The sequence below is a fragment of the Kribbella yunnanensis genome (genome assembly GCF_039529655.1).
GTDB lineage: Bacteria > Actinomycetota > Actinomycetes > Propionibacteriales > Kribbellaceae > Kribbella > Kribbella yunnanensis.
On record NZ_BAAANF010000018.1, the window covers coordinates 24,950 to 46,361 of the forward strand.

Annotated in this window: 20 protein-coding genes; 6 read left to right on the forward strand and 14 right to left on the reverse strand. The window is 67.6% G+C overall.

From position 1 onward, the window contains the following. Positions 1-251 precede the first annotated feature (251 nt). Entirely contained in the window at positions 252-2,387 is a 2,136-nt protein-coding gene (locus ABD231_RS27780; protein ID WP_344158308.1) for a 3-hydroxyacyl-CoA dehydrogenase NAD-binding domain-containing protein, read from the reverse strand. Next, the gene (locus ABD231_RS27785) at positions 2,384-3,601 is read right to left on the reverse strand and encodes an acetyl-CoA C-acetyltransferase (RefSeq protein ID WP_344158310.1); all 1,218 of its coding nucleotides are present in this window, start codon (positions 3,599-3,601) and stop codon (positions 2,384-2,386) included. The genes ABD231_RS27780 and ABD231_RS27785 overlap by 4 nt, the downstream gene beginning before the upstream one ends. Positions 3,602-3,686: 85 nt before the next feature. Here ABD231_RS27785 and ABD231_RS27790 point away from each other — a divergent pair, with 85 nt between their 5' ends. Next, complete coding sequence (locus ABD231_RS27790) at positions 3,687-4,448, forward strand: MerR family transcriptional regulator (protein WP_344158312.1); 762 nt, start codon at positions 3,687-3,689, stop codon at positions 4,446-4,448. On the opposite strand, the gene ABD231_RS27795 is transcribed toward ABD231_RS27790, so the two are convergent. The 7 genes from ABD231_RS27795 to ABD231_RS27825 all read right to left on the reverse strand — a co-directional run bounded on the left by ABD231_RS27795 (position 4,445) and on the right by ABD231_RS27825 (position 9,570). Beyond that, entirely contained in the window at positions 4,445-5,164 is a 720-nt protein-coding gene (locus ABD231_RS27795) for a GAF and ANTAR domain-containing protein (RefSeq protein ID WP_344158314.1), read from the reverse strand. The genes ABD231_RS27790 and ABD231_RS27795 overlap by 4 nt on opposite strands. 22 nt (positions 5,165-5,186) lie before the next feature. Then, positions 5,187-5,405 carry a hypothetical protein gene (locus tag ABD231_RS27800; RefSeq protein WP_344158316.1) on the reverse strand — a complete coding sequence of 73 codons (219 nt, stop codon included), beginning with the start codon at positions 5,403-5,405 and terminating at the stop codon, positions 5,187-5,189. A gap of 102 nt (positions 5,406-5,507) precedes the next feature. Further along, the gene (locus ABD231_RS27805) at positions 5,508-5,768 is read right to left on the reverse strand and encodes a DUF6510 family protein (protein WP_132408755.1); all 261 of its coding nucleotides are present in this window, start codon (positions 5,766-5,768) and stop codon (positions 5,508-5,510) included. A 169-nt stretch (positions 5,769-5,937) separates the two neighbouring features. Beyond that, the gene (locus ABD231_RS27810) at positions 5,938-6,678 is read right to left on the reverse strand and encodes a ferredoxin reductase (RefSeq protein WP_344158320.1); all 741 of its coding nucleotides are present in this window, start codon (positions 6,676-6,678) and stop codon (positions 5,938-5,940) included. Beyond that, positions 6,648-7,244: a sulfite oxidase-like oxidoreductase gene (locus ABD231_RS27815; RefSeq protein ID WP_344158322.1), complete on the reverse strand. Its 597-nt coding sequence runs from the start codon at positions 7,242-7,244 to the stop codon at positions 6,648-6,650. Before ABD231_RS27815 ends, ABD231_RS27810 begins: the two co-directional genes overlap by 31 nt. Before the next feature lie 48 nt (positions 7,245-7,292). Further along, on the reverse strand, positions 7,293-8,435 hold the full coding sequence (locus tag ABD231_RS27820; RefSeq protein ID WP_344158324.1) for an acyl-CoA dehydrogenase family protein: 1,143 nt from the start codon (positions 8,433-8,435) through the stop codon (positions 7,293-7,295). 13 nt (positions 8,436-8,448) lie between these two features. Continuing rightward, positions 8,449-9,570, reverse strand: coding sequence for a CaiB/BaiF CoA transferase family protein (locus ABD231_RS27825; protein ID WP_344158326.1), 1,122 nt, complete (start codon positions 9,568-9,570; stop codon positions 8,449-8,451). Positions 9,571-10,066: 496 nt separating this feature from the next. Here ABD231_RS27825 and ABD231_RS27830 point away from each other — a divergent pair, with 496 nt between their 5' ends. Then, positions 10,067-12,604 carry a phosphocholine-specific phospholipase C gene (locus ABD231_RS27830; protein WP_344158328.1) on the forward strand — a complete coding sequence of 846 codons (2,538 nt, stop codon included), beginning with the start codon at positions 10,067-10,069 and terminating at the stop codon, positions 12,602-12,604. A 1-nt stretch (position 12,605) separates the two neighbouring features. Here ABD231_RS27830 and ABD231_RS27835 read toward each other — a convergent pair whose 3' ends face one another. The 3 genes from ABD231_RS27835 to ABD231_RS27845 all read right to left on the reverse strand — a co-directional run bounded on the left by ABD231_RS27835 (position 12,606) and on the right by ABD231_RS27845 (position 16,266). Beyond that, positions 12,606-13,163 (reverse strand): DinB family protein, encoded by a 558-nt coding sequence (locus ABD231_RS27835; RefSeq protein ID WP_344158330.1) that lies wholly within the window; start codon positions 13,161-13,163, stop codon positions 12,606-12,608. A 392-nt stretch (positions 13,164-13,555) separates the two neighbouring features. Next, positions 13,556-15,019, reverse strand: coding sequence for a cobyric acid synthase (locus ABD231_RS27840; protein ID WP_344158332.1), 1,464 nt, complete (start codon positions 15,017-15,019; stop codon positions 13,556-13,558). Beyond that, positions 15,004-16,266: a PucR family transcriptional regulator gene (locus tag ABD231_RS27845; RefSeq protein WP_344158334.1), complete on the reverse strand. Its 1,263-nt coding sequence runs from the start codon at positions 16,264-16,266 to the stop codon at positions 15,004-15,006. Before ABD231_RS27845 ends, ABD231_RS27840 begins: the two co-directional genes overlap by 16 nt. Positions 16,267-16,383: 117 nt before the next feature. Between ABD231_RS27845 and ABD231_RS27850 the strand changes: the two genes are divergently transcribed. After that, positions 16,384-17,319 (forward strand): alpha/beta hydrolase, encoded by a 936-nt coding sequence (locus ABD231_RS27850; protein ID WP_344158336.1) that lies wholly within the window; start codon positions 16,384-16,386, stop codon positions 17,317-17,319. On the opposite strand, the gene ABD231_RS27855 is transcribed toward ABD231_RS27850, so the two are convergent. After that, positions 17,312-18,892: an MFS transporter gene (locus ABD231_RS27855; RefSeq protein ID WP_344158338.1), complete on the reverse strand. Its 1,581-nt coding sequence runs from the start codon at positions 18,890-18,892 to the stop codon at positions 17,312-17,314. The two genes, ABD231_RS27850 and ABD231_RS27855, sit on opposite strands and share 8 nt — an antisense overlap. Positions 18,893-19,156: 264 nt before the next feature. Here ABD231_RS27855 and ABD231_RS27860 point away from each other — a divergent pair, with 264 nt between their 5' ends. The 3 genes from ABD231_RS27860 to ABD231_RS27870 all read left to right on the forward strand — a co-directional run bounded on the left by ABD231_RS27860 (position 19,157) and on the right by ABD231_RS27870 (position 20,952). Further along, entirely contained in the window at positions 19,157-19,450 is a 294-nt protein-coding gene (locus tag ABD231_RS27860; protein ID WP_344158340.1) for a GNAT family N-acetyltransferase, read from the forward strand. Then, positions 19,447-19,977 (forward strand): YbaK/EbsC family protein, encoded by a 531-nt coding sequence (locus ABD231_RS27865; protein ID WP_344158342.1) that lies wholly within the window; start codon positions 19,447-19,449, stop codon positions 19,975-19,977. The genes ABD231_RS27860 and ABD231_RS27865 overlap by 4 nt, the downstream gene beginning before the upstream one ends. Before the next feature lie 150 nt (positions 19,978-20,127). Further along, positions 20,128-20,952 (forward strand): helix-turn-helix domain-containing protein, encoded by an 825-nt coding sequence (locus tag ABD231_RS27870; protein WP_344158774.1) that lies wholly within the window; start codon positions 20,128-20,130, stop codon positions 20,950-20,952. 24 nt (positions 20,953-20,976) lie between these two features. Here ABD231_RS27870 and ABD231_RS27875 read toward each other — a convergent pair whose 3' ends face one another. Beyond that, a complete protein-coding gene (locus ABD231_RS27875) occupies positions 20,977-21,405 on the reverse strand; it encodes an organic hydroperoxide resistance protein (protein ID WP_344158344.1) in 429 nt (142 codons plus the stop codon). Positions 21,406-21,412: the final 7 nt, after the last annotated feature.

Below are 21,412 nucleotides of genomic sequence, written 5' to 3' on the forward strand. Positions count from 1 at the left end.
CCCGAAGAGCAGCGCCGCAGGGGTTGGGACGCCAGGAGTTCCGAGTTACTTAACAGCGTTAAGCATCTCCGATTTCGCACACGGTACAACTAAATCCAACATCGCAACAGTCTCCACCCGCGCACGTTACTCGGGTGAATCGTTGAAGAAGTCTCTGGCACCCTGACCCAAAAGCGCGCCCGGCGCAAGACCGGGCGCGCTGCTATTTGTTCGATTGTGTGGAATGTTGCGCGGACGGTATCTGGCCGTGATCAGTTAAACGATTTCCCAGCCTCGGCCATCCGGATCAGCGACTCCGTCGGAGTGAATCGCGATCCGTACGTCGCCGCAAGCTCCCGCGCCCGGGCGACGAATTCCGGTACGCCGTATGAGTTGATCGCCTGGAGCGCACCTCCGAGCAGCGGCGGGAAGCCGATTCCGAAGATCGAGCCGATGTTCGCGTCCGCGACCGAGCGCAGTACGCCCTGATCCAGGCACCGGACGGTCTCCAGCGACATGATGAACGTGAACCGGTCCTGGAGGTCGATGAGCGTGGCCTCCGACGTACCGGTGAAGTGCTCGCGCAGCCCGGGCCACAGGTGCTTCGGCCCGTCGGCGGGGTATTCGTAGAAGCCCGCACCGGCCGCCTTGCCGCGGCGGTCGAACTCGTTGACCATCCGGTCGGTGACCGCCATCCCGGCGTGGTCGTCGAAGGCACCGGCGCTCCCGCCGGCCGCCCGAGCAGCGTCGCGGATCTTCTGTGGCAGCGTCAGCGTGACCTCGTCGAGCATCGCCAGCGGCGGTGCCGGGAACCCGGCCAGCGACGCGGCGCGCTCGATCATTACCGGGTCGACGCCCTCGCCGACCATCGCCGCGCCCTCCATCACCAGCGTGCCGAAGACCCGCGAGGTGAAGAAACCACGGCTGTCGTTGACCACGATCGGCGTCTTCTTGATCTGCCGTACGACGTCGTACGCCTTGGCCAGCGTCCGGTCGGACGTCTTCTCCCCCACGATCAGCTCGACCGCGGGCATCCGGTCGACCGGCGAGAAGAAGTGCATCCCGACGAAGTCGTCCGGCCGGTCGATCCCATCGGCGAGCGAGGTGATCGGCAGTGTCGAGGTGTTCGAGCAGAGCAGTGCGTCGGGCTCGACCACCCCGGCGATCTCGGCGAAGACCTTCTGCTTGAGCTCCTCGCTCTCGAAGACCGCCTCGATCACCAGGTCGGCCCCGGCCAGGTCGTTCGGGTCGGCGGTCGGGGTGATCCGGCTGAGGAACTCCTCGACCTGCGACGGCGTCTTGCGCCCCTTCTGCACCTGCTTGGCGAGCAGCTTCTCCGAGTACGCCTTGCCCTTCTCGGCCGCCTCCAGCGAGACGTCCTTGAGCACGACCTCCATCCCGGCCCGCGCGCACTCGTAGGCGATCCCGGCGCCCATCATGCCCGCGCCGAGAACGCCGACCTTGCGAGCCTTGTACGGCGGGATGCCGGCCGGCCGCGATGCCCCGGCGTTGATCGCCTGGAGGTCGAAGAAGAACGCCTTGGTCATGTTCTTCGCGACCTGCCCGGTCGCCAGCGACACGAAGTACCGCGACTCGATCCGGGACGCGGTGGCGAAGTCGACCTGCGCGCCCTCGACCGCGGCGCTCATGATCGCTCGCGGTGCCGGGTACGGCGCACCCTTCAGTTGCTTACGCAGATTCGCCGGGAAGGCCGGCAGGAACGCGGCCAGCTTCGGCGAGGACGGCGTACCGCCGGGGATCTTGTACCCGTCACGATCCCACGGCTGCTTCGCATCGCCGTCGTACGACGCGATCCAGGCGCGGGCCGCGTCGAGGAGCTGATCGGCGGGCACGACCTCGTCGACGATCCCGACCGACTTCGCGTGGGCAGGCTTCATCCGCTGCCCTTGCAGCAGCACCTTCATCAACGCGTCCTGCAAGCCGAGCATCCGGACGGTTCGCGTCACGCCGCCACCACCGGGCAGCAGACCGAGCGTCACCTCCGGTACGCCGATCTCGATCCGGTTGTCATCGGCAACGATTCGGTGATGCGTCGCCAGCGCGATCTCCAGTCCGCCGCCGAGCGCCGTACCGTTGATCGCGGCAACGACCGGGACGCCGAGCGTCTCCAGGACGCGGAGCTGGCGCTTGATCTCCTCGACCATGTCGAAGACCTGCTGTGCATGCTCGGGCTGGATCTGGATCAGCAGCTCGAGGTTGCCGCCGGCAAAGAACGTGGACTTGGCCGAGGTCACGATGACGCCCTTGATCAGCGCCTTCTCGGCCTCGAGCCGCTCGATCGTCTTGCCCATCGCCGCGACGTACGCGTCGTTCATCGTGTTCGCGGACGCGTCCGGATCGTTCATCGTCAACGTGATGACGCCGGCGTCGTTCTTCCACTCGATCATGCTGCGAGCCTCTCGATGATCGTCGCGACGCCCATGCCGCCGCCGACGCACAGGGTGGCCAGACCGTAGCGGAGCTCGCGCCGCTCCAACTCGTCCAGCAGGGTTCCGATCTGCATCGCACCGGTGGCACCGAGCGGGTGCCCGAGCGCGATCGCGCCGCCGTTCACGTTCACCTTCTCGTGCGGTACGCCGAGGTCCTTCATGAAGTGCAGGACAGCGGCCGCGAACGCCTCGTTCATCTCGAACAGGTCGATATCGGACGCGTCCAGGCCCGCCTTCGCGAGCGCCTTGCGCGCCGCGGGCGCCGGGCCGGTCAGCATGATCGTCGGGTCCGCGCCGCTGACGCCGACCGAGACGACCCGGCCGCGCGGCGCCTGCCCGAGAGCCTCCCCCGCCTTCTCGGTGCCGACAGCGACCAACGCGGCGCCGTCGACGATGCCGGACGAGTTGCCGGCGTGGTGCACGTGGTTGATCCGCTCGACCTTCACGTACTCCTCGAGGGCCACCGCGTCGAAACCGCCGTGCTCCCCGATCGCCGCGAACGAGGCGGGCAGACCGGCCAGCGTCTCGACCGTCGTACCGGGCCTGACCAATTCGTCGTGGTCGAGAACCTGGAGCCCGTTGCGGTCGACCACCGGTACGACGGAACGCGCGAAGTACCCGTTCGCCCAGGCCTTCGCGGCCCGCGCGTGCGACTCGGCGGCGTACGCGTCGACATCGGTCCGGGAGAACCCGTCCATGGTCGCGATCAGGTCGGCGCTGATGCCCTGCGGGATGAAGCCGGTGGCCAGCGCGGTCTCCGGGTCCATCGCCCAGGCGCCGCCGTCCGAGCCCATCTTCACCCGGGACATCGACTCGACACCGCCGGCCAGGATGAAGTCCTCCCAGCCGGAGCGAACCCGCTGCGCGGCCTGGTTGACCGCCTCCAGGCCGGAGGCGCAGAACCGGTTGAGCTGGACCCCGCCGGTCGTGTTCGGATAACCGGCCATCAGTACGGCGGTCCGGGCGATATCCATGCCCTGGTCGCCGATCGGCGTCACCACGCCGAGCACCACGTCGTCGATCACCGCCGGATCGAGCTGCGGGTTCCGGGCCCGGTACTCCGCCAGCAAGCCGGTGATCAGCTGGATCGGTTTCACCTCGTGCAGGGCGCCGGTCGGCTTGCCCTTACCGCGCGGGGTGCGGATCGCGTCGTACAGGAAGGCTTCACTCATGATGTTCCCGTCGGTCGAGTCGTCCCCCGCATTGTGACAGTGTTGGTGTCACGGTCGTCAAGAGGACTCGTTTATGATCTCCGCCATGCCCGACTCATCCGACGACGCCACTCTCACGGTCGACGAACTGTCGACCCGGGTCGGGATGACGGTCCGCACGCTGCGGTTCTACGCCGGGCGCGGCCTGATCCCGCCGCCGGTCCGGCGCGGCCGGGTCGGGTACTACGGCGCCGAGCACATCGCGCGTCTCGACCTCGTCCGGGAGCTGCAGGCGCACGGGTTCACGCTGTCCGCGATCGAGGGCTACCTGGAGCGGATCCCGGCCGACGCGACGCCCCAGGACATCGCCTTGCACCGCACGCTGCTCACCCCGTGGATGCGCGATCTGCCCGAAACCCTCGACCGGGCCGCGCTGGTACGACGTACTGGCCGCGAACTGAGCGATGACGACATCGTCGCCCTGGTCGCGCTCGGCGTGGTCGAGCCGACGCCGGACGAGGATGTCTTCCACGTCGCGACCGCCCATCTCGGACTCGGCGCCGAACTGCTCGACCTGGATCTGCCGGTCGATGCGGTGCTCGCCGTCACCAAGGTCTTCTCCGAACACGGCCGCGCGATCGCCGAGGAGCTGACCGAGGTGTTCCGGACCATGGTCTGGCCGCACTACCGCGACTCGGGCGGCGCTCCGGAACACATCCAGCAGCTCGTCGAGCGGTTCAAGCCGGTCACGATCCAGGGACTCGTGATCGCCTACGAGCGTGCCGTCGGTGAGACCCAGCGCGAGACCATCCGCCGTACGCAGAGCAAACGCGGGCAGAGTAGACGTGGCATGGGTACCGACGGCTAGGGCGCGTCCCTGATGTCCAGCCGGCCCTGGACGATGTCATTGGCGACGTCGGTCATCCGGCGGTGGTTGGACCGGGAGTAGGTGCGCAGCTCGGTGAAGGCGTCGTCGACGTCCAGGCCGAGGCTGTGCGTGAGGTAGCCCTTGGCCTGCTCGATCAGGATGCGGCTGTTCAGCGCGGCCTGGAGTTGCTGGCTGAGCTCCTCCTGCCTGACCAGTGCTCGCTGATTGAGGATGCCGACCGTGGCGGCGTCGGCGAGCGCCTGGCCGAGGGCGATCGTGTCCACGTCGAGCGGTTCGGCACGGTCGCTCAACAGGTTCACAGCGCCGATCACGACATCGCGCAACCGCATCGGCAGCGCTTGTACTGAGAGGAAACCGGCCTCGCGGGCAGCGGCGGTGAACAGCGGCCAGCGCGGGTCGCCGTCGGACAGGTCGGCGCGCTGGACCGGACGGCCGGTCCGGAATGCTTCCAGGCAGGGCCCCTCCGACTTCTGCACCTGGGTCAGCTCGACCAGCCTGGCCTCCGCCGTCGACGCGGCGATCAGATTGAGATTGCCCTGGGGGTCGGCGAGCAGGATGCCGCATCCGGTCACCTCGAGCAGCTCAGTGCAGCGGACAGCGAGCCGATCGAGGAACTCGATGACATCGAAGTCGTCGACGAGAGTGTCGGCCAGCTCGATGAAGACCTCTCGCACCCTGCGGTCAGATGCGCTCATCCCCCACGCTCCACTTCAGACGTCAGAGCAGGTTGTCGTCCGCGATCCGGTGGTCGAGCTCCTGCCGGAGCCGACGCCGGTACCTCGCGTAGCGGATGTCGACGACCACCGTGCTGGGCTCCCAGCGCTTGCGGGTCGCATCCAGCCCCTCGACCATCGCGAGCGCGGCGACCAGCTCGTCCGGGCGCCAGCTGTCCAACGGCTCCGACCGGGCCAGACGGTCCAGATAGTCAGGCGTCATCCGCCCCCCACAACCCTGATCGGCTGCAGAATCGGCACCAGGGTCTGGGGTCACCGAAACTTCGGCCAGATTAACGCTCCGAACCCCTGCTGCACCAGGTAATCAGGGCGTCGGTAGCCGGAGGTAGGTGAGGCCGCGGAGGTCGACGTACGTCTCGGTCGGGGTGGTGACCACGCGCAGCAGTACGTGATCGCAGCCTGCGCATCGGGCGACCATGCCCGGCGCGTTCAGGTAGAGGCGGGTGTCGGCGAAGACGCCGGTCTGGCCGCAGCCGTCGCAGCGAGCGATCGCGGCCGTCACATCGACCGCGAACACCTCGCTCAACGCGCCGGCGGCGGCGTTGCCGTCCAGGTAGTCGGTCATCGCTTGCGCCTGTCTCTCGATTCTGCGCCGTAGCGAGCAGGTGCTCGGTGCGGTAGCTCGGCGTGCTGGAGGGGAGGCCTCGATGCGGTGTTCATCGTGGCCTTTCCTCCAGTGCGGCGAGGTGCCGTGCTGAGTGCCGCGCAGTAGGCGGAGAATTGAGAGACATGCGCTAACCTCCTGTCGGTCCGAAGCGTTCGGTTCGGATTCGGGCGGGATCGTGGCCGGCGGCGACCAGGAGGTCGGCCACGGTCTCCACGAACGGCGTCGGCCCGCAGACGTACGTCGTGGGTTCGTCAGCCGGGGTGAATGCGAGCTGCTCGATCGTCTCGGCGTCGATGCGGCCGACTCGAGTCTCGCCCGCCGGCGCTTCGCGCGTGTAGACGAGACTGACGTGCACGTTGTCGGACGCCGCCAGGTCGCGCAGGTCGTCCACATAGATCACCGAGGTGGGGCGACGGACGGAGTACAGGAGCCGGAAGGGCGTCGTACTGGAGGTGTGGGCCTGCAACATCGCCCGCAGCGGAACGACGCCGGATCCACCGCCGATCAGCTGGACCGGCCCTTCCTGCTCGGGCTTCCAGACGAACCAGCCGCCGACCGGGCCACGCAGCTCGAGCGGGTCGCCCGGCTTCAGTACGTCGACCAGGTACGGCGAGACTTCGCCATCCGGAACCGACTCGACGGTCAACTCGATCGTCGTACCGGTCCAGGCGGACGCGATCGAGTAAGACCGGGACGCGCGGTAGCCGTCATCCGCGGTGAGCCGGACATCAAGGTGCTGCCCGGCCAGGTGACCGGGCCAGTCCGGAACGTCGAGCACGATCGTGCGGGCAGTCGCGGTTTCCCGTCGTACATCGGCGACGGTGGCGACCTGCCAGCTCAGTCGCCGGCGTACCGCTGTTCTTTCCATGGGTCTCCGTACTCGTGGTAACCGGCCGTCTCCCAGAATCCCAGGTCTTCGCTGTCGGACAGCACCAGGCCCCGCACCCACTTGGCGCTCTTCCAGAAGTACAGATGCGGCACCAGCAACCGCGCCGGGCCGCCATGTTCGGGATCGATCGGGTCGCCGTCGTACTCGTAGGCGATCCAGGCCTGACCGTCCAGCAGGTCGTCCAGCGGCAGGTTGGTCGTGTAGCCGCCGTAGCTGCTCACCAGCGCGAAGTCGGCCGAGGTCTCGACATCGGCCAGCAACGTGCCGAGCGAGACGCCCTGCCACTCGGTTTGCAGCTTCGACCAGCGGGTCACGCAGTGGATGTCCTTAGTGATCTCCTCGGACGGCAACGCGAGCAGCGAAGCCCAGTCCCACTTGTGCTTCTCACCGGTCTCCGTGGTCACGGTGAATTCCCAGTGCTCGGTCCGCACCTGCGGCGTCGGCCCGGCCGACAGCACCGGGAAGTCGTGTGTCAGGTACTGCCCCGGCGGCAGCTCCTCCGCACTCCGGCGACGACCGGTAAACCCCGGCGAAACAATCCCCATGGCCGACCTCCCTCAGGCATCCTGAGGGCAGTCAACCACCTGAACCTCTCAGATGCCCATCGTTCTGCCGATGATCTCCTTCATGATTTCGGTGGTACCGCCGTAGATGGTCTGGACACGGGTGTCGAGATAGGCCTTGGCGATCGGGTACTCGGTCATGAAGCCGTAGCCGCCGTACAGCTGCAGGCAGCGGTCGACGACCTTCTTCTGGAGTTCGGTGGTCCACCACTTGGCCATCGCGGCCTCGGCGACGGTGAGCGTGCCGGCGTTCAGTTCGGTGATGCAGCGGTCGACGAAGACGCGGGCGATCTGAATCTCGGTGGCGAGTTCCGCGATCACGAAGCGGCTGTTCTGGAAGGAGCCGATCGGGCGGCCGAACGCGGTGCGCTCCTTGACGTAGCTCAGGGTCGCGTCGAGGACGTTCTCGCAGGCCGCGACCGCGATGACGGCGATCGCGAGGCGCTCCTGCGGCAGCTTCTGCATCAGGTAGACGAAGCCCTGGCCCTCCTCGCCGAGGAGGTTGGCGGCCGGGACCCGGACGTTGTCGAAGAAGAGTTCGGCGGTGTCCTGCGCCTTCAGGCCGATCTTGTCGAGGTTGCGGCCGCGCTCGAAGCCGGGCATCCCGCGCTCGACCACGATCAGTGAGATGCCCTGGGCGCCCGCGGCCGGGTCGGTCTTGGCGACCACGATCACCAGGTCGGCGAGAATGCCGTTGGAGATGAAGGTCTTCTGGCCGTTCAGCACGTAGTCGTCACCGTCGCGGCGAGCGGTGGTCTGGATACCTTGCAGGTCGCTGCCGGCACCAGGCTCGCTCATGGCGATCGCGGTGATCGTCTCCCCCGAGCTGAACCCGGGCAGCCAGCGCGCCTTCTGCTCGTCGTTGGCATAGTCGAGCAGGTACGCCGAAACGATGTCGGTGTGCAGCGAGAATCCGACCCCACTGGCGTGCGCCCGGGCCGCTTCCTCGAGCAGCACGGCGTTGAACCGGAAATCGCGCACCCCGCCGCCGCCGTACTCCTCGGGGACCATGAAGCCGAGCAGACCGACCTCACCGGCCGCGGTCCACAGCTCCCGCGGCACGATGCCGGCCGCCTCCCAGCTGTCGTGATGCGGGACGATCTCCTTGTCACAGAAGGCCCGGACGGTCTCCCGGAAGGCATCGTGATCGGCGTCGAAGAGCTGACGTTCCACAGGCGGATTCCTCTCAGTTCTGTACGGCGGCGCCAGTCTCGATCAGACCGTCGATGTCGGTGATGCCCCAGTCGGCGAGTGCCTCCCGGGTGTGCTGACCGGCCTTTGCGGGCGGGCGGTCGAGAGTGGTCGGCGTACGGGAGAAGCGGGGAGCTGGCGCGGCCTGGCGGACGCCGTCCTTGTCGACGAACGTGCCGCGAGCCTCGAGATGCGGGTGGTCCCCCGCCAGCGGCAGGACCGGGGACACGCAGGCATCGGAGCCGTCGAAGAGCTCGGTCCACTCGTCCTGCGGTCGCTGCCGGAAGGTCTCGGCGAGCACCTTGTGCAGTTCGGGCCAGTTCGCCGGGTCGTAGCGATCCGGTGCCTCGATGCCGAGCTTGCTGATCAGCTCGGCGTAGAACTGCGGCTCGATCGCGCCGACCGCGACATGCTTGCCGTCGGCCGTCTCGTACACGTCGTAGAACGGGGCGCCGGTGTCGAGCAGATTCGTCCCCCGCTCCTGCTTCCAGGAACCGCCCGCGAGCGCGCCGAGCAGCATGGTCGTCAGATGCGCCGAGCCGTCCACGATCGCGGCGTCGACGACCTGGCCCTCGCCGGTCCGCTGGGCGTTGTGCAAGGCGGCCAGTACGCCGACGACCAGGTAGAGCGAACCGCCGGCGAAGTCACCGAGCAGGTTGGCCGGGACCTGCGGCGGTCCCCCGGCCCTGCCGATCAGATGCAGGGCACCCGAGAGCGCGAGGTAGTCGATGTCATGCCCGGCCGACTGGGCGAGCGGCCCGTCCTGCCCCCAGCCGGTCATCCGGCCGTAGACGAGGCGCGGGTTGAGCGCGTGACAGTCGTCCGGGCCGACTCCGAGCCGCTCGGCAACCCCGGGCCGGAACCCTTCGACCAGTACGTCGGCCTGCGCGACCAAACGCCGTACGACGTCGATCGCGGCCGGGTTCTTCAGATCGAGCGCGACGCTGCGGCGACCGCGGTTCACGAGCTCCAGCTCAGGCGGTCCCATCGCCAAACCGCCGCCCGGCCGCTCGATCCGCAAGACGTCAGCACCGAGCTCGGCCAGCATCATGCAGGCGAACGGCGCCGGGCCGAGGCCGGCCAGCTCGACGACGCGCACGCCCTCCAGAGGTCCCATGCCGCCATTGTGACAGTTCTACTGTCACAGTCGTCAAGTCATCCGGCGCGGCCGATCGGTCTCGGGACAGCGGAGGTACGAGCCGGCAGGTCCGGGCACTGCCGGCGAGGGGGAGGAATCTGGTGGATGGCGTGCTGCCGCCGTGGAGGAGTGCAGACAGCGGCCAATACAGCGCCGACGAAGGGATGAGTCCCGCCGGGCCGCCCGAACGACCAGGAGCCGAGGTGCTGGGCCGTCGCCGGATCGCCGACGGCGAGCAGCTGAGGACCCCCCGGCCACAAGAATGAGCAGCCCAGTTCGGCGACTGGCGCTGCGATGTACATGAAAATTGCCCCTACTCGACGACTGACCGTTGCCGTGGTCTGGGGCACTGACCTTCGACGGTAGCACCGGACCATCCGGAGCGACAGGCCTTGACGCCGTCACCGCAGGCCCTTACACCGTTACCGAACGTCTTCCACCTTGATGGCGCCGCCCCGACAGAACAGGTGTAACGATGACGATGGACCGGAGAGACTTCCTCAAGACCGCCGGCCTCACCGCCGCGACCGCGAGCGTGTTCTCGGCCTTACCCGACAGCCTGCAGCGTGCCCTCGCGGCTCCTGCCCCGGCCGGCGGGCTGGAGATGATCGAACACGTGGTGATCCTGATGCAGGAGAACCGTTCGTTCGACCACTACCTCGGCACGCTGCGCGGGGTCCGCGGCTTCAACGATCCGCTCGCGCGGACCCTGTCGACCGGACGGTCGGTGTTCCACCAGCCGAGCGGGACCGGGTACGTGCTGCCATATCCGGTGGCCAGTCAGTACATGACCGGCACGCCGCACGACTGGGGTACCGGTCACCGGGCCTGGAACCACGGCCGCAACGACCAGTGGATTCCGCAGAAGACGAAGTACTCGATGGCGACGCATCTCCGCTCCGAGCTGCCGTTCTACTACGCACTCGCCGATGCGTTCACGATCTGCGACGCCTACCACTGCTCCGAACTCGGACCGACGAATCCGAACCGGTTCTACCTGTTCACCGGCATGCTCGGCTTCGAACCCGGTACGTCGACTCGTGCGATCGGCAACGATGCCTGGCAGAACCCGGGACACACGGGGTACACGTGGACGACGTACGCGGAACGTCTTGAGGCGGCGGGCAAGACGTGGCGGGTCTACCAGGAGTGGGACAACTACGGGGACAACTCGCTCGACTTCTTCAAGAAGTTCCTCGATGTCGGGAAGAAGGCGCTCGCCAAGACGTCGTACAGCAAGCTCGAGTTCTTCTACGACCAAGGGGTGCGACCGGGCAATGCTTCGCAGCGCGCGACTCTGCTGCAGCAGCTCGCTGACGGTGTCGCGACACTCACCCCGGCCGAGCGGCGGCTCTACGATCGCGGTCTGGCTCGGGTGGCGGCGGATCAATTGGTGCCTGCGTTTGCGGACGACATCACCAATGGGCGGCTGCCGGCGGTGTCGTGGATCGTCGCGCCGGAACCGAAGTGCGAACACCCCGCGTGGGGTCCGGCCGAGGGCGCCAACTTCACCAAGGAGATCCTCGACAAGCTCGCGTCGAATCCGCAGGTGTGGAACAAGACGCTCGTGCTGATCACGTACGACGAGAACGACGGCTTCTTCGACCATGTCCCGCCGCCGGTGCCGCCGGTGTCCACTTCTGAGGGTCAGTCGACGCCTGGGGTTGCCGACGAGCTCGTGAACGGTGAGCCGATCGGGCTCGGTACGCGGGTGCCGATGTTCGTTGTTTCGCCTTGGAGTCGCGGTGGGAATGTGAGCTCACAGGTCTTCGACCACACGTCGGTGCTGCAGTTCCTCGAGAAGTGGTCCGGGATCGCGGAACCCAACATCTCCCCGTGGCGGCGTGCAGTGTGCGGGGACCTGACTTCCACGCTTGATCTGACGACGACCAACCCCAGCTATCCGTCGCTGCCCACGACACCACCTACGCCTGGCTGGGAGACGACGTACCCGGCTCCCCCGGCGAACCAGGTGTTGCCTGTTCAGGAGCCGGGTCCGCGGACGGCTCGGCCGGTGCCGTACACGTTGACCGTCTCGGGTCGAGTTGCCGCCGACAACTTCTGGATCGACTTCGCCAACAGCGGGGCTGCCGGGGCGCACTTTTATGTGTATGCCAATGCCTTCCGCACGGATGGTCCGTGGCGCTACACGGTCGGTGCCGGAAGCAACATTTCCGACTACTGGCAAGCCGGTACGCCGGGTGGTGCTTACGATCTGACCGTGGTCGGGCCGAACGGTTTCGTCCGTCGTTTCGCCGGCAACCGGATCACCGCCACCACGAACGGCAACGCCAACCCCGAGGTCACGCTGCGGTATGCGCCCGCCGACGATCTGGTCTGGTTGAAGATGACGAACGCCGGGACGAAGGCTTGCGTGGTCACGATCCAGACGAACAACCGCGCTGGTGGGCCTTGGACGTACGGGGTGGCGGCCGGTGCTTCGGTTGAGGATTGGTGGAGTACGGCGAATGGCGCCGACGGCTGGTACGACCTGACCGCGACCGCCGACACCACCGACGGGTTCGTCCGGCGGTTCGCCGGACACCTCGAGAAGGGGGTCGCGAGTGTCAGCGATCCGGTGATGTCGTCCGGGCGGCTCACGTGTTCGGTGCGCTCGTTCGACAGCCAGGAGACGGGCAATCCGGCAACCGCGGTGGTCGATGGCAACACGTCGACGTACTGGCACTCACGCTGGAGTGATCCAGCTGCTCCGTTGCCGCACGAGATCCAGCTCGATCTGGGTTCCGCGCGTACTGTCACCGGGCTCACCTATCTGCCTCGGCAGGACGGGAGCGCGAATGGGCGCATCGGCCAGTACGAGCTCTACCTCAGCACCGACGGCACCAACTGGGGCTCCGCCCACGCCACCGGCCGCTTCGCCGACACAGCTGCGGCCAAGACCATCCGCTGCTGGCCGACGACCGCCCGGTACCTCCGCCTGCGCGCCCTGACCGAAGCCGGCAACCGAGGCCCGTGGACCAGCGCCGCCGAACTCACCGTGCTGGGCTGGTGACCTACTTGAATGCCTCGGCAGCACGCTGAATGGTGGTGTAGTACTCCGACCAGCCGGCGTCGTCCATAGCGTCGCTGTCCCGGCCCCCTTGGCCGTCGATCAGCTCCCGGACGATGTCGGCATGGCCGGCATGATGCGCCGTCTCGTCAACCACCCTGATGAGAAGCGCCCCAAACGTCGTACGCCGCTTCTCCGGCGCCCAATGCGGAACCTCCGCCGGAGCGTCCAGCTCAAGCTCGGCGATCGACTCATCGCTGTGCGCACAGGCTTCGCGGTAAAGCCCGGTGATGTACTCCGAACTCTCCCCCGGCTGCACCCACATGTCCGCCCCCTCCCACACCGACCCATCCGCCTCCCACGGCAGTTGCTCTTTCGGCGGCCGCCCCACGCTCGTCCCCAGATACACGTACTCGATCCCCGCCAAGTGCTTCACCAGCCCGAGCAGATTCGTCCCCGACGGCACCAGAGGACGGCGTTGGTCGTAATCACTCAACCCATCCAACTTCGCCAGCACCAACGCCCGAGTGTCCTTCAAATAATCATGCAGCACCGTCTTCATACCCAGCACGCTAACCGCCCGCCCCGACAATTCGCCCGCGCGAACTCGCGGACCAGCGCGCCAGGCCCAGCGCCCGCCGCCGCGGGCGAGATTCCAGCCAGTCCGCGGGGGTGAGCAAACCCGGTGGTGGGCTTGAACACGTTATTCCCTGTCTCGGCCCACCAGTTCCTGTTCACACCCCCAGCAGATGGTCGCCTCACCCCCGGCACCGACGAGCCTCCCCCTCCTCGGCCCTTGTGCGCGAACCCCCCATTCGCGGGGATATCCCTCGAGCTGGGGGGTTGCCCATCGAAAATTTCAGGGGGCAACCCCCCAACCCGACAGGCAGCCCCGGCGCTCGCGGGGACGACTGGTTGCGAGGGCTCGGTGGCAGCAGCCGATGGTGGACGGGGTCAGGGGAGGGTGGGGGCGCCTGGGGGGATGAAGGGGGTGGGGGGTTGGCCGGATTCGATCAAGCGTAGGAGGGCGGTGGTGTCTACGTGTTCGTCGATGGCGTCGGCTAGGCGGTTGAGGCGGGATTCGCGGAGGGTGGTGAAGGAGGTGGTGCGGTCGGGGGCGGGTTTGCCTGTGAGGGCGGCTATTTCGGTGAGGAAGGTGTGGCGGGTGGGGTCGTCGTCGAGGAGGCCGTGCCAGATGGTGCCCCAGGTGTTGCCGGTGCGGCAGCCGCCGGGGAAGGGATCCGCGTCTCCGGTGACGGTTACTACGCCGTGGTGGATCTCGTAGGCGGTCGGGGCGGGGCGGGCGAGGGTTTTGGCGCGGGCGAATTCGGTTGCTACGGGCAACAAACCTAGGCCGATGTGGGTGCCGCCGCCTTCTACGCCGTGGGGGTCGGTGATGGGGCCGCCGAGGAGTTGGTAGCCGCCGCAGATTCCTAGGATCGGGCGGCCTTGGGCGGCCCGGGTGGTGACCGCGGTGTCCAGGCCTAGGGAGCGCATCCACGCGAGGTCGGAGACGGTGGCGCGGGAGCCGGGGAGGACGACCAGGTCGGCGTCGCGGATTTCGGCTGGGCTGGTGGTGAAGAAGACGCTGTTCGTGGGTTCGGCGGCGAGGGCGTCCAGGTCGGTGAAGTTGCTGATCCGGGGGAAGCGGACGACGGCGATCGACAGGACATCGGCGCTCGCGGCGGTTCGGCGTACCGGGATGTCGAGGGCGTCTTCCGAGTCCAGCCAGAGTTCGGGCAGCCACGGGAGGATGCCGTACGTCGGGCGGCCGGTGACCGATGTGAGCATGTCGATACCGGGCTGGAGGAGCGAGACGTCGCCGCGGAACTTGTTGATCAGGAACCCGCTGATCAACGCCTGGTCGGCCGCGTCGAGGAGCGCGACGGTACCGAACATCGAGGCGAACACTCCCCCGCGGTCGATGTCGCCGACCACGACGACGGGCGACTTGATGTGCTGGGCGAGGCCCATGTTCACGTAGTCCGACTGGCGCAGGTTGATCTCGGTCGGGCTGCCGGCGCCTTCGGCGATGATCACGTCGTAGCGGGACGCGAGGTCGTCGTACGCGGCGAAGGCGGCTTTGGCGAGCTCGGCGCGTTCGGTGAGGAAGCCGCGGGCGGAGAGTTCGCCCCAGGGCTGGCCCATCAGGACGACGTGGCTGCGGCGGTCGCTGCCGGGTTTGAGCAGGACCGGGTTCATCGCAGCCTCGGGCTCGGCGCCGGCCGCGATCGCCTGGATCCATTGGGCCCGGCCGATCTCGGTACCGTCGGCGCAGACCATCGAGTTGTTCGACATATTTTGGGCCTTGTACGGCGCCACCCGCACACCCTGGCGAGCCAGCCAGCGGCACAGTCCGGTCACCACGGTCGTCTTGCCGGCGTCGGACGTCGTACCAGCAATCAGGAGTCCTGCCACGGAGTTGATCCTAAGGCTCGCATCGTCAGCGCCAGATGCAGGCGGAACCGGCCGCCCGCGTTGCTGAACGGGAACCCGAGGACGGACTCGGCGTGTTCGAGCCGGTACGCGACCGTGCTGTGGTGCCGGAAGACGAGCGCGGCGGCTTTGCGGACCGAGTCTGTGACGGAGTACGCACGCAGGATCGCGAGTAGGTCGGCGCCACCTGGCTCGGCGGCGATTCGGTCCAGCGCGGCGACGTCGGGCGAGGCGGCGATGTCCTCGGGCCGCAGTCGCTCGACCACCACGAGCAGACCGCCCAGATCGTCAGCCCGTACGACGGGTGCCTCGGGCGAGGTGAGTCGGAGCGCCGTACAAGCATCACGCCAAGAGTCAGCCGCCCGAATCGCCGGCACGATCGGCCCAACCCCAGTCCGTACGTCGGCCGCCGGTCGCGCGTCAGGGTCGGTCCACAGGCTCACCAGGTGTGAGCCGCCCGGACCGGAGATCACGCGCGAGGTGGTTGAGGAAGGAGCGGCCTGCACCACGACTGTGGAACGCGGGGCGGGGCCGGGTTCGCCGGCACCGGTCGAACGTGGAGCGTGGCCGGAGCCGCCCTCAGCCGCGGGACGAGCGGTGGGGGCGGAGTCGCCTGCCGCAGGAGACCGAGGTGCGGGGCCGGAGTGACTCTCGGCCGTGGAACCAGGAGCGGGGCCGCCTGCAGCGGCCGGACGAGATGCGGGGGCGGAGGTGCCTGGGGTGGGTGGGGGTGGGGTTGAGACGGCTACTCGGAGGGTGCTTGTTGGGGTTATGCCTAGGAGGTGTAGGGCTCTCGAGCGTTCGGGGATGCCGGCGGTGGTGGAGATTACTAGCTCGACCAAGGCTGGGTCGCCTACGGCGGGGAGGTTGTTGAGGGTTCGGTCCAGGAGGATTGAGCCGGCCAGGGCGAAGCGTTCCAGGACCATTTCGTCTAGCGGGAGGGGCGTGGTGGGGCGGGCTAGCCAGAAGCGGGTGTCGTTGTGTTCGCGGAGGTCGGCGTTGGGCGGGGGTTCGGCTAGGTCGATGGTGCCGGTGGGGTTGGCGCGGAGGACCAGGCCGCGGGCGGGGGCGTCGATGCCTACTGGGCATTCGGCTAGGGCGGCTGTGCTGCGGAGGAGAGTTGTCAGCTCGGCTCGGTCGGTCATGAGGGCGTCGAAGAAGCCGATGACGCGGACGGCGCTCTCGGCGTCGGCGTCGAGTGACGACAGGCGCAGCAACAGGCCTTTCATACAGTGAGGTTACGCCGAACGGCGGAATGCGAGGCCTGGATCTCCGCCACCCGGCGGCTGCGCGGTGGTGGGCCGGCCCGGGATGCTCGAGGGGTCGGCGAGCAGAGAGGTACCACGATGACGAAGTACGCGATCGACCCGGAACTGACGCCCTGGCTGGCGATGATTCCGGAGGTCGACCTGAGTGACATGACGGTCGTGCGGGCGCAGCGGTCGGAGCTGCAGCATTTGATTCCGCCGGTCGTCGTACCGGATGGGATCGAGATCCGTGAGGTGACGATCCGCGGGCGGGACGGGTACGACATTCGCGCGAAGGTGTACACGCCGACCGGGCTGGACGGGCTGCGGCCCGGGTTCGTCTACATCCACGGCGGCGGGTTCGTGATGGGCGACATCGAAATGATGGAGCAGGGTGCGGTCGACATCGCGGCCGAGGCCGGCGCGGTCGTCGTCTCCCCCGACTACCGGCTCGCGCCGGAGCACCCGTTCCCGGCGGGCCTCGAGGACTGCTACGCGACGCTCGAATGGCTGGCCGCGAACGCCAACGAGCTCGGTGTCGATCCGGACCGGATCGCGGTCGGCGGCGGTAGCGCGGGTGGTGGGTTGAGCGCCGGCGTCGCTCTACTTGCCCGCGATAGAAGCGGCCCGGCGATCTGCTTCCAGGTCCTGGAGATCCCCGAGCTCGACGACCGCCTCGAGACCGAGTCGATGCGAGAGTTCGTCGACACCCCGCTCTGGAACCGCCCAGCCGCCGAGTACAGCTGGAAGTACTACCTCTCCGGGACACCGGAAACCCTAGGACTCCAGTACGCCGCTCCGTCCCGTGCCGAGGACCTGTCCGGCCTCCCGCCCGCCTACGTCTCGGTGTGTGAGTTCGACCCGCTGCGCGACGAAGGAATCATCTACGCCCAGCGACTCCTGCAAGCCGGGGTCAGCACCGAACTGCATCACTACCGCGGTACCTTCCACGGCTCCGGCCTGGTCGCGACCGCAGAGGTGAGCAAGCGGATGGCATCCGACGTGATGGACGCCATCCGCCGCGCACTCAGCTGACGGGCGGTTCCTTCCCGCCTTGTTCCGACTCGGGTTTGACCGGCGTGATCCGGCGCCCCTGAGCGTCGGTGCTGGGCAGTCGCGGAGCCGCTCCCTGGAACGTCGTACCGCCCTCCCGCGCGGACAGCGGCTTCGCGATGTTCTCCAGCGACTGCCCCTCGGCATCGACGCCGAAGAACCAGGCGATCACCCCACCGATCAGCATGACCACCGCACCGATGACATAGCCGACCGCCAGCGGACCGCGAGCCGGGTGCTCACCCTCACCGATCAGCGACGCGAACAGGAACGGGGCCACAACTCCACCAGTGAGCTGCGAGATCGCGAAGAAGAACGAGATCGCCTGGCCGCGCAACTCGATCGGGAAGATCTCGCTGACCGTCAAGTACGCCGACGAGGCCCCGGCCGAGGCGAAGAAGAACACCACACACCACATCAGCGTCAGTGTCGTCGCAGTCAGCACACCAGAGTTGAAGAGCAACGCAGTGATGAATAGAACAACCGCAGCGATCGAGTACGTCGCAAAGATCATCTTCCGCCGGCCGATCGTGTCGAACCAATGCCCGAGCAGCAGCGGCCCGGCCAGGTTGCCGATCGCGAACGGGAAGAAGTACAACGCGACCCCGGAGTCGCTCAACCCGAAGTACGACTTCAGCACCAGCGCATAGGTGAAGAAGATCGCGTTGTAGAGGAAGGCCTGGGTGACCATCATCGAGAAGCCGAGGAACGAGCGGCTGCGATAGTCGCGCAACATCACCCGGGCGATCTCGCGATAGGTCACCGGCGGATAGTCGACGACGTTGATGGCTTCGTCCGGGCTGACCTCGCGCAGCTGACCACCTTGGGCGCGCACGGTGTCCTCGATCCGGTCGACGGTCGCCTCGGCTTCGGCGACCTTGCCGTGCGTCATCAGCCAGCGCGGGCTCTCGGGGATGTGCCGACGCAAGTAGATGATCATCAGACCCATCACCGGACCGACCAGGAAGCACAGCCTCCAACCCCACTCGATCGGGATGATGTCGGTGTTCAGGAAGACCAGACCGACCGCGGACCCGATCAGCGCGCCGGCCCAGTAGGTGCCGTTCACGCCGATGTCGACGCGGCCGCGGTACTTCGACGGGATCAGTTCGTCGATCGCGGAGTTGATCGCGGCGTACTCACCGCCGATGCCCATCCCGGCCACGAACCGGCACAGCGCCAGCGACCAGAAGTCCCAGGTCAGACCGGCGGCGCCGGACGCGATCAGGTAGACCATCAACGTGATGATGAACAGGCTGCGCCGGCCCCACTTGTCGGTCAGCCGGCCGAAGAAGAGCGCGCCGACGACCTCGCCAGCCAGGTAGATCGAGGCCAGCAGACCGACCTCGGCGGTGGACAGCCCGAGGGTCGCGCCTTCCTTCAACGTGTTGCCGACCAGCGAGACGAGCTGGATCTCGAGACCGTCCAGAATCCATGAGACACCGAGTCCGACGACGATCATCCAGTGGAATCTTGTCCACGGCAATCGGTCCATTCGGGCCGGGACGAGACTGGGTATCGGCTTACCTTCGTCCAGCGCGTGCTCGTTGCTCATCCCTGCTCCTCCCGAGCCCGGCGCCCCTCGGCTGGGAGACGCCCATCGGAGCCCGTACCCCCTGGACACCGCATTCCAAACCCGACATAGCGGGGGGTCGTGGGTAAAGCTCGAGTGCTGGCGGTGTCCAGGTGGGTGCATCGCAAGGCGGAGGGGAAGCCGCGATGTTTTTCCATCGTGGCTTTTCCTCCAACGCCGCGAGGTGCCTGCCTGGGCGCCGCCAGTGCCGAGGTTTACCTACGACGCCCCGCTAAAGTTGCCGGTATGCAGAACGAGATCAGCGTGGTAGATGCCAAGGAGCGCAGCCGGTACGAGGCTCTCGACGCCGACGGCAACCTGATGGGCTTCGTGGACTACGCGCTGCACCCCGGCGTGATCAGCTTCCTGCACGCCGAGACGCTGCCTGACTTCCGCGGGCGCGGTGTGGCCGGCGCGATTGCGGTGAAGTCGCTCGACGACGCCCGTGCGCTCGGTCTGCGGGTCAAGCCCGCCTGCCCGTACTACCAGGACTACCTGGCCAAACACACCGAGTACGCCGACCTCGTGGACGCGCGATGACGGCACCCGTTCTCGGCAAACTCGCCTGGCAGCCGGCGGCCGACGTACCGGAGCTGCTGGCCCCGCCGACTCGTGATGCACTCGGCGACCTCCCGGCGTACGCGGCGGCGATCGATCCGGGCCTGGCCGATACGGCCGCATTCTGCGCGGAGTACGACGTACCGATGGCTGCGTCGGCCAACTGTGTGATCGTGCTCGGCAAGCGCGGCGGTGAGTCGTCGTACGCCGCGGTGCTGGTGCTCGCCGACGACCGCGCGGATGTGAACGGGGTGATCCGCAAACACCTCGGCGTCCGGAAGATCTCGTTCACCGCACAGGACGACGCAGTCGGTACGACGGGGATGGAGTACGGCGGGATCACGCCGATCGGACTGCCGGTCGAGTGGCCGGTGCTGGTCGACGAAGCGGTCGTCGCGGCCGGTCTGGTGGTGATCGGAAGCGGGATCCGCGCCTCCAAGATCTTGATCGACGGCACCGAACTAGCCAAGCTACCGACGGCCACCGTCCTCGCGCTCGCGCAAAGGTGATCTGGCTCCTCGGAGCGGCGACCCGCCCTGGCCCGTGGACACGGAGTAGCATCGCGGGCTGAAATGGGTGAGTGGACGGGTGTGGCGGGTGATGGGGTGACGGTGACCGGCGGCGGCAGTGGTGACGGTGGGCCGACGGCACTGCGGATCATGCTGGGCGGCCAGCTCCGGCGGATGCGGGAGCAGGCCGGGATCAGTCGCGCCGACGCGGGCTGGCAGATCCGCGCGTCGGAGTCGAAGGTCAGCCGGATGGAGCTCGGCCGGGTCGGCTTCAAGGAACGCGATGTCAGCGACCTGCTCGACCTCTACGGGATGCGCGACGACGACGAGCGCTTCCGGCTGATGGAGCTGGCACGCGCCGCGAACAACCCCGGCTGGTGGTCCCGGTACGGCGATGTGATGCCGACCTGGTTCACGAACTACGTCGGTCTCGAGGTCGCGGCGACGCTGATCCGGACGTACGAGGTGATGTTCGTCCCCGGACTGCTGCAGACCGAGGAGTACGCGCGGGCCGTCGTACAGCTCGGCAAGACCTACCTGCCGAACGAAGAGGTCGCGCAGCGCGTGGCGCTCCGGGTGACCCGCCAGAAGATCCTCAGCCGCTCAACTCCGGCGCGGCTGTGGGTGGTCATCGACGAGTCGGTGCTGCACCGGCCGGTCGGTGGCGCCGAGATCCTGCGGGCTCAGATCGAGCACCTGATGACGGTGGCGCGAGAGCCCAACATCACCTTGCAGATCATGCCGTTCAGCAGTGTCGGCTACCCCGGCGCGGGTGGTGCGTTCAGCATCCTGCGGTTCCCCGACGGGGACCTGCCGGACATCGTCTACATCGAGCACGCGGCGAGCGCGCTCTACCTCGACAAACTCGAGGAGGTCGACGAGTACGCCGCGATCATGGAGGGGCTCACGATCGCGGCGGCACCCGTCAGCGCGACCGAGGGCCTCCTGAAAGAGGCCCTGGCGCGCCTGGACTGACTGGACGGAGTCAGTCCAGCTTCATCAGGCCAGCTTCAGGTCCACGACGATGTTGCCGCGGGTGGCGTTGGAGTACGGGCAGACCTGGTGGGCCTTCTCGACCAGGTCCTGGGCGACGTCCTGCTCGAGGCCGGGCAGGCTGACGACGAGCGCGACCTGCAGGCCGTAGGCGCCGCCGGCGATCGCACCGAGGCCGACCTCGGCGGTGACGGTCGAACCCGTCACGTCGACGCGGAGCCGGCGGGCGACCGTCAGCATCGCGCTCTGGAAGCAGGCGGCGTAGCCGGCCGCGAACAGCTGCTCCGGGTTGGTGCCGTTGCCTGTACCACCGAGCTCGGCCGGCGGGGCCACGATGACCTCGAGCTTGCCGTCGCTGCTGGCGACCTTGCCGTCGCGGCCGCCTTCCGCGGTGGCCTTGGCGGTGTACAGAACCTTCTCAACCGGGATGGTCATATGTCTC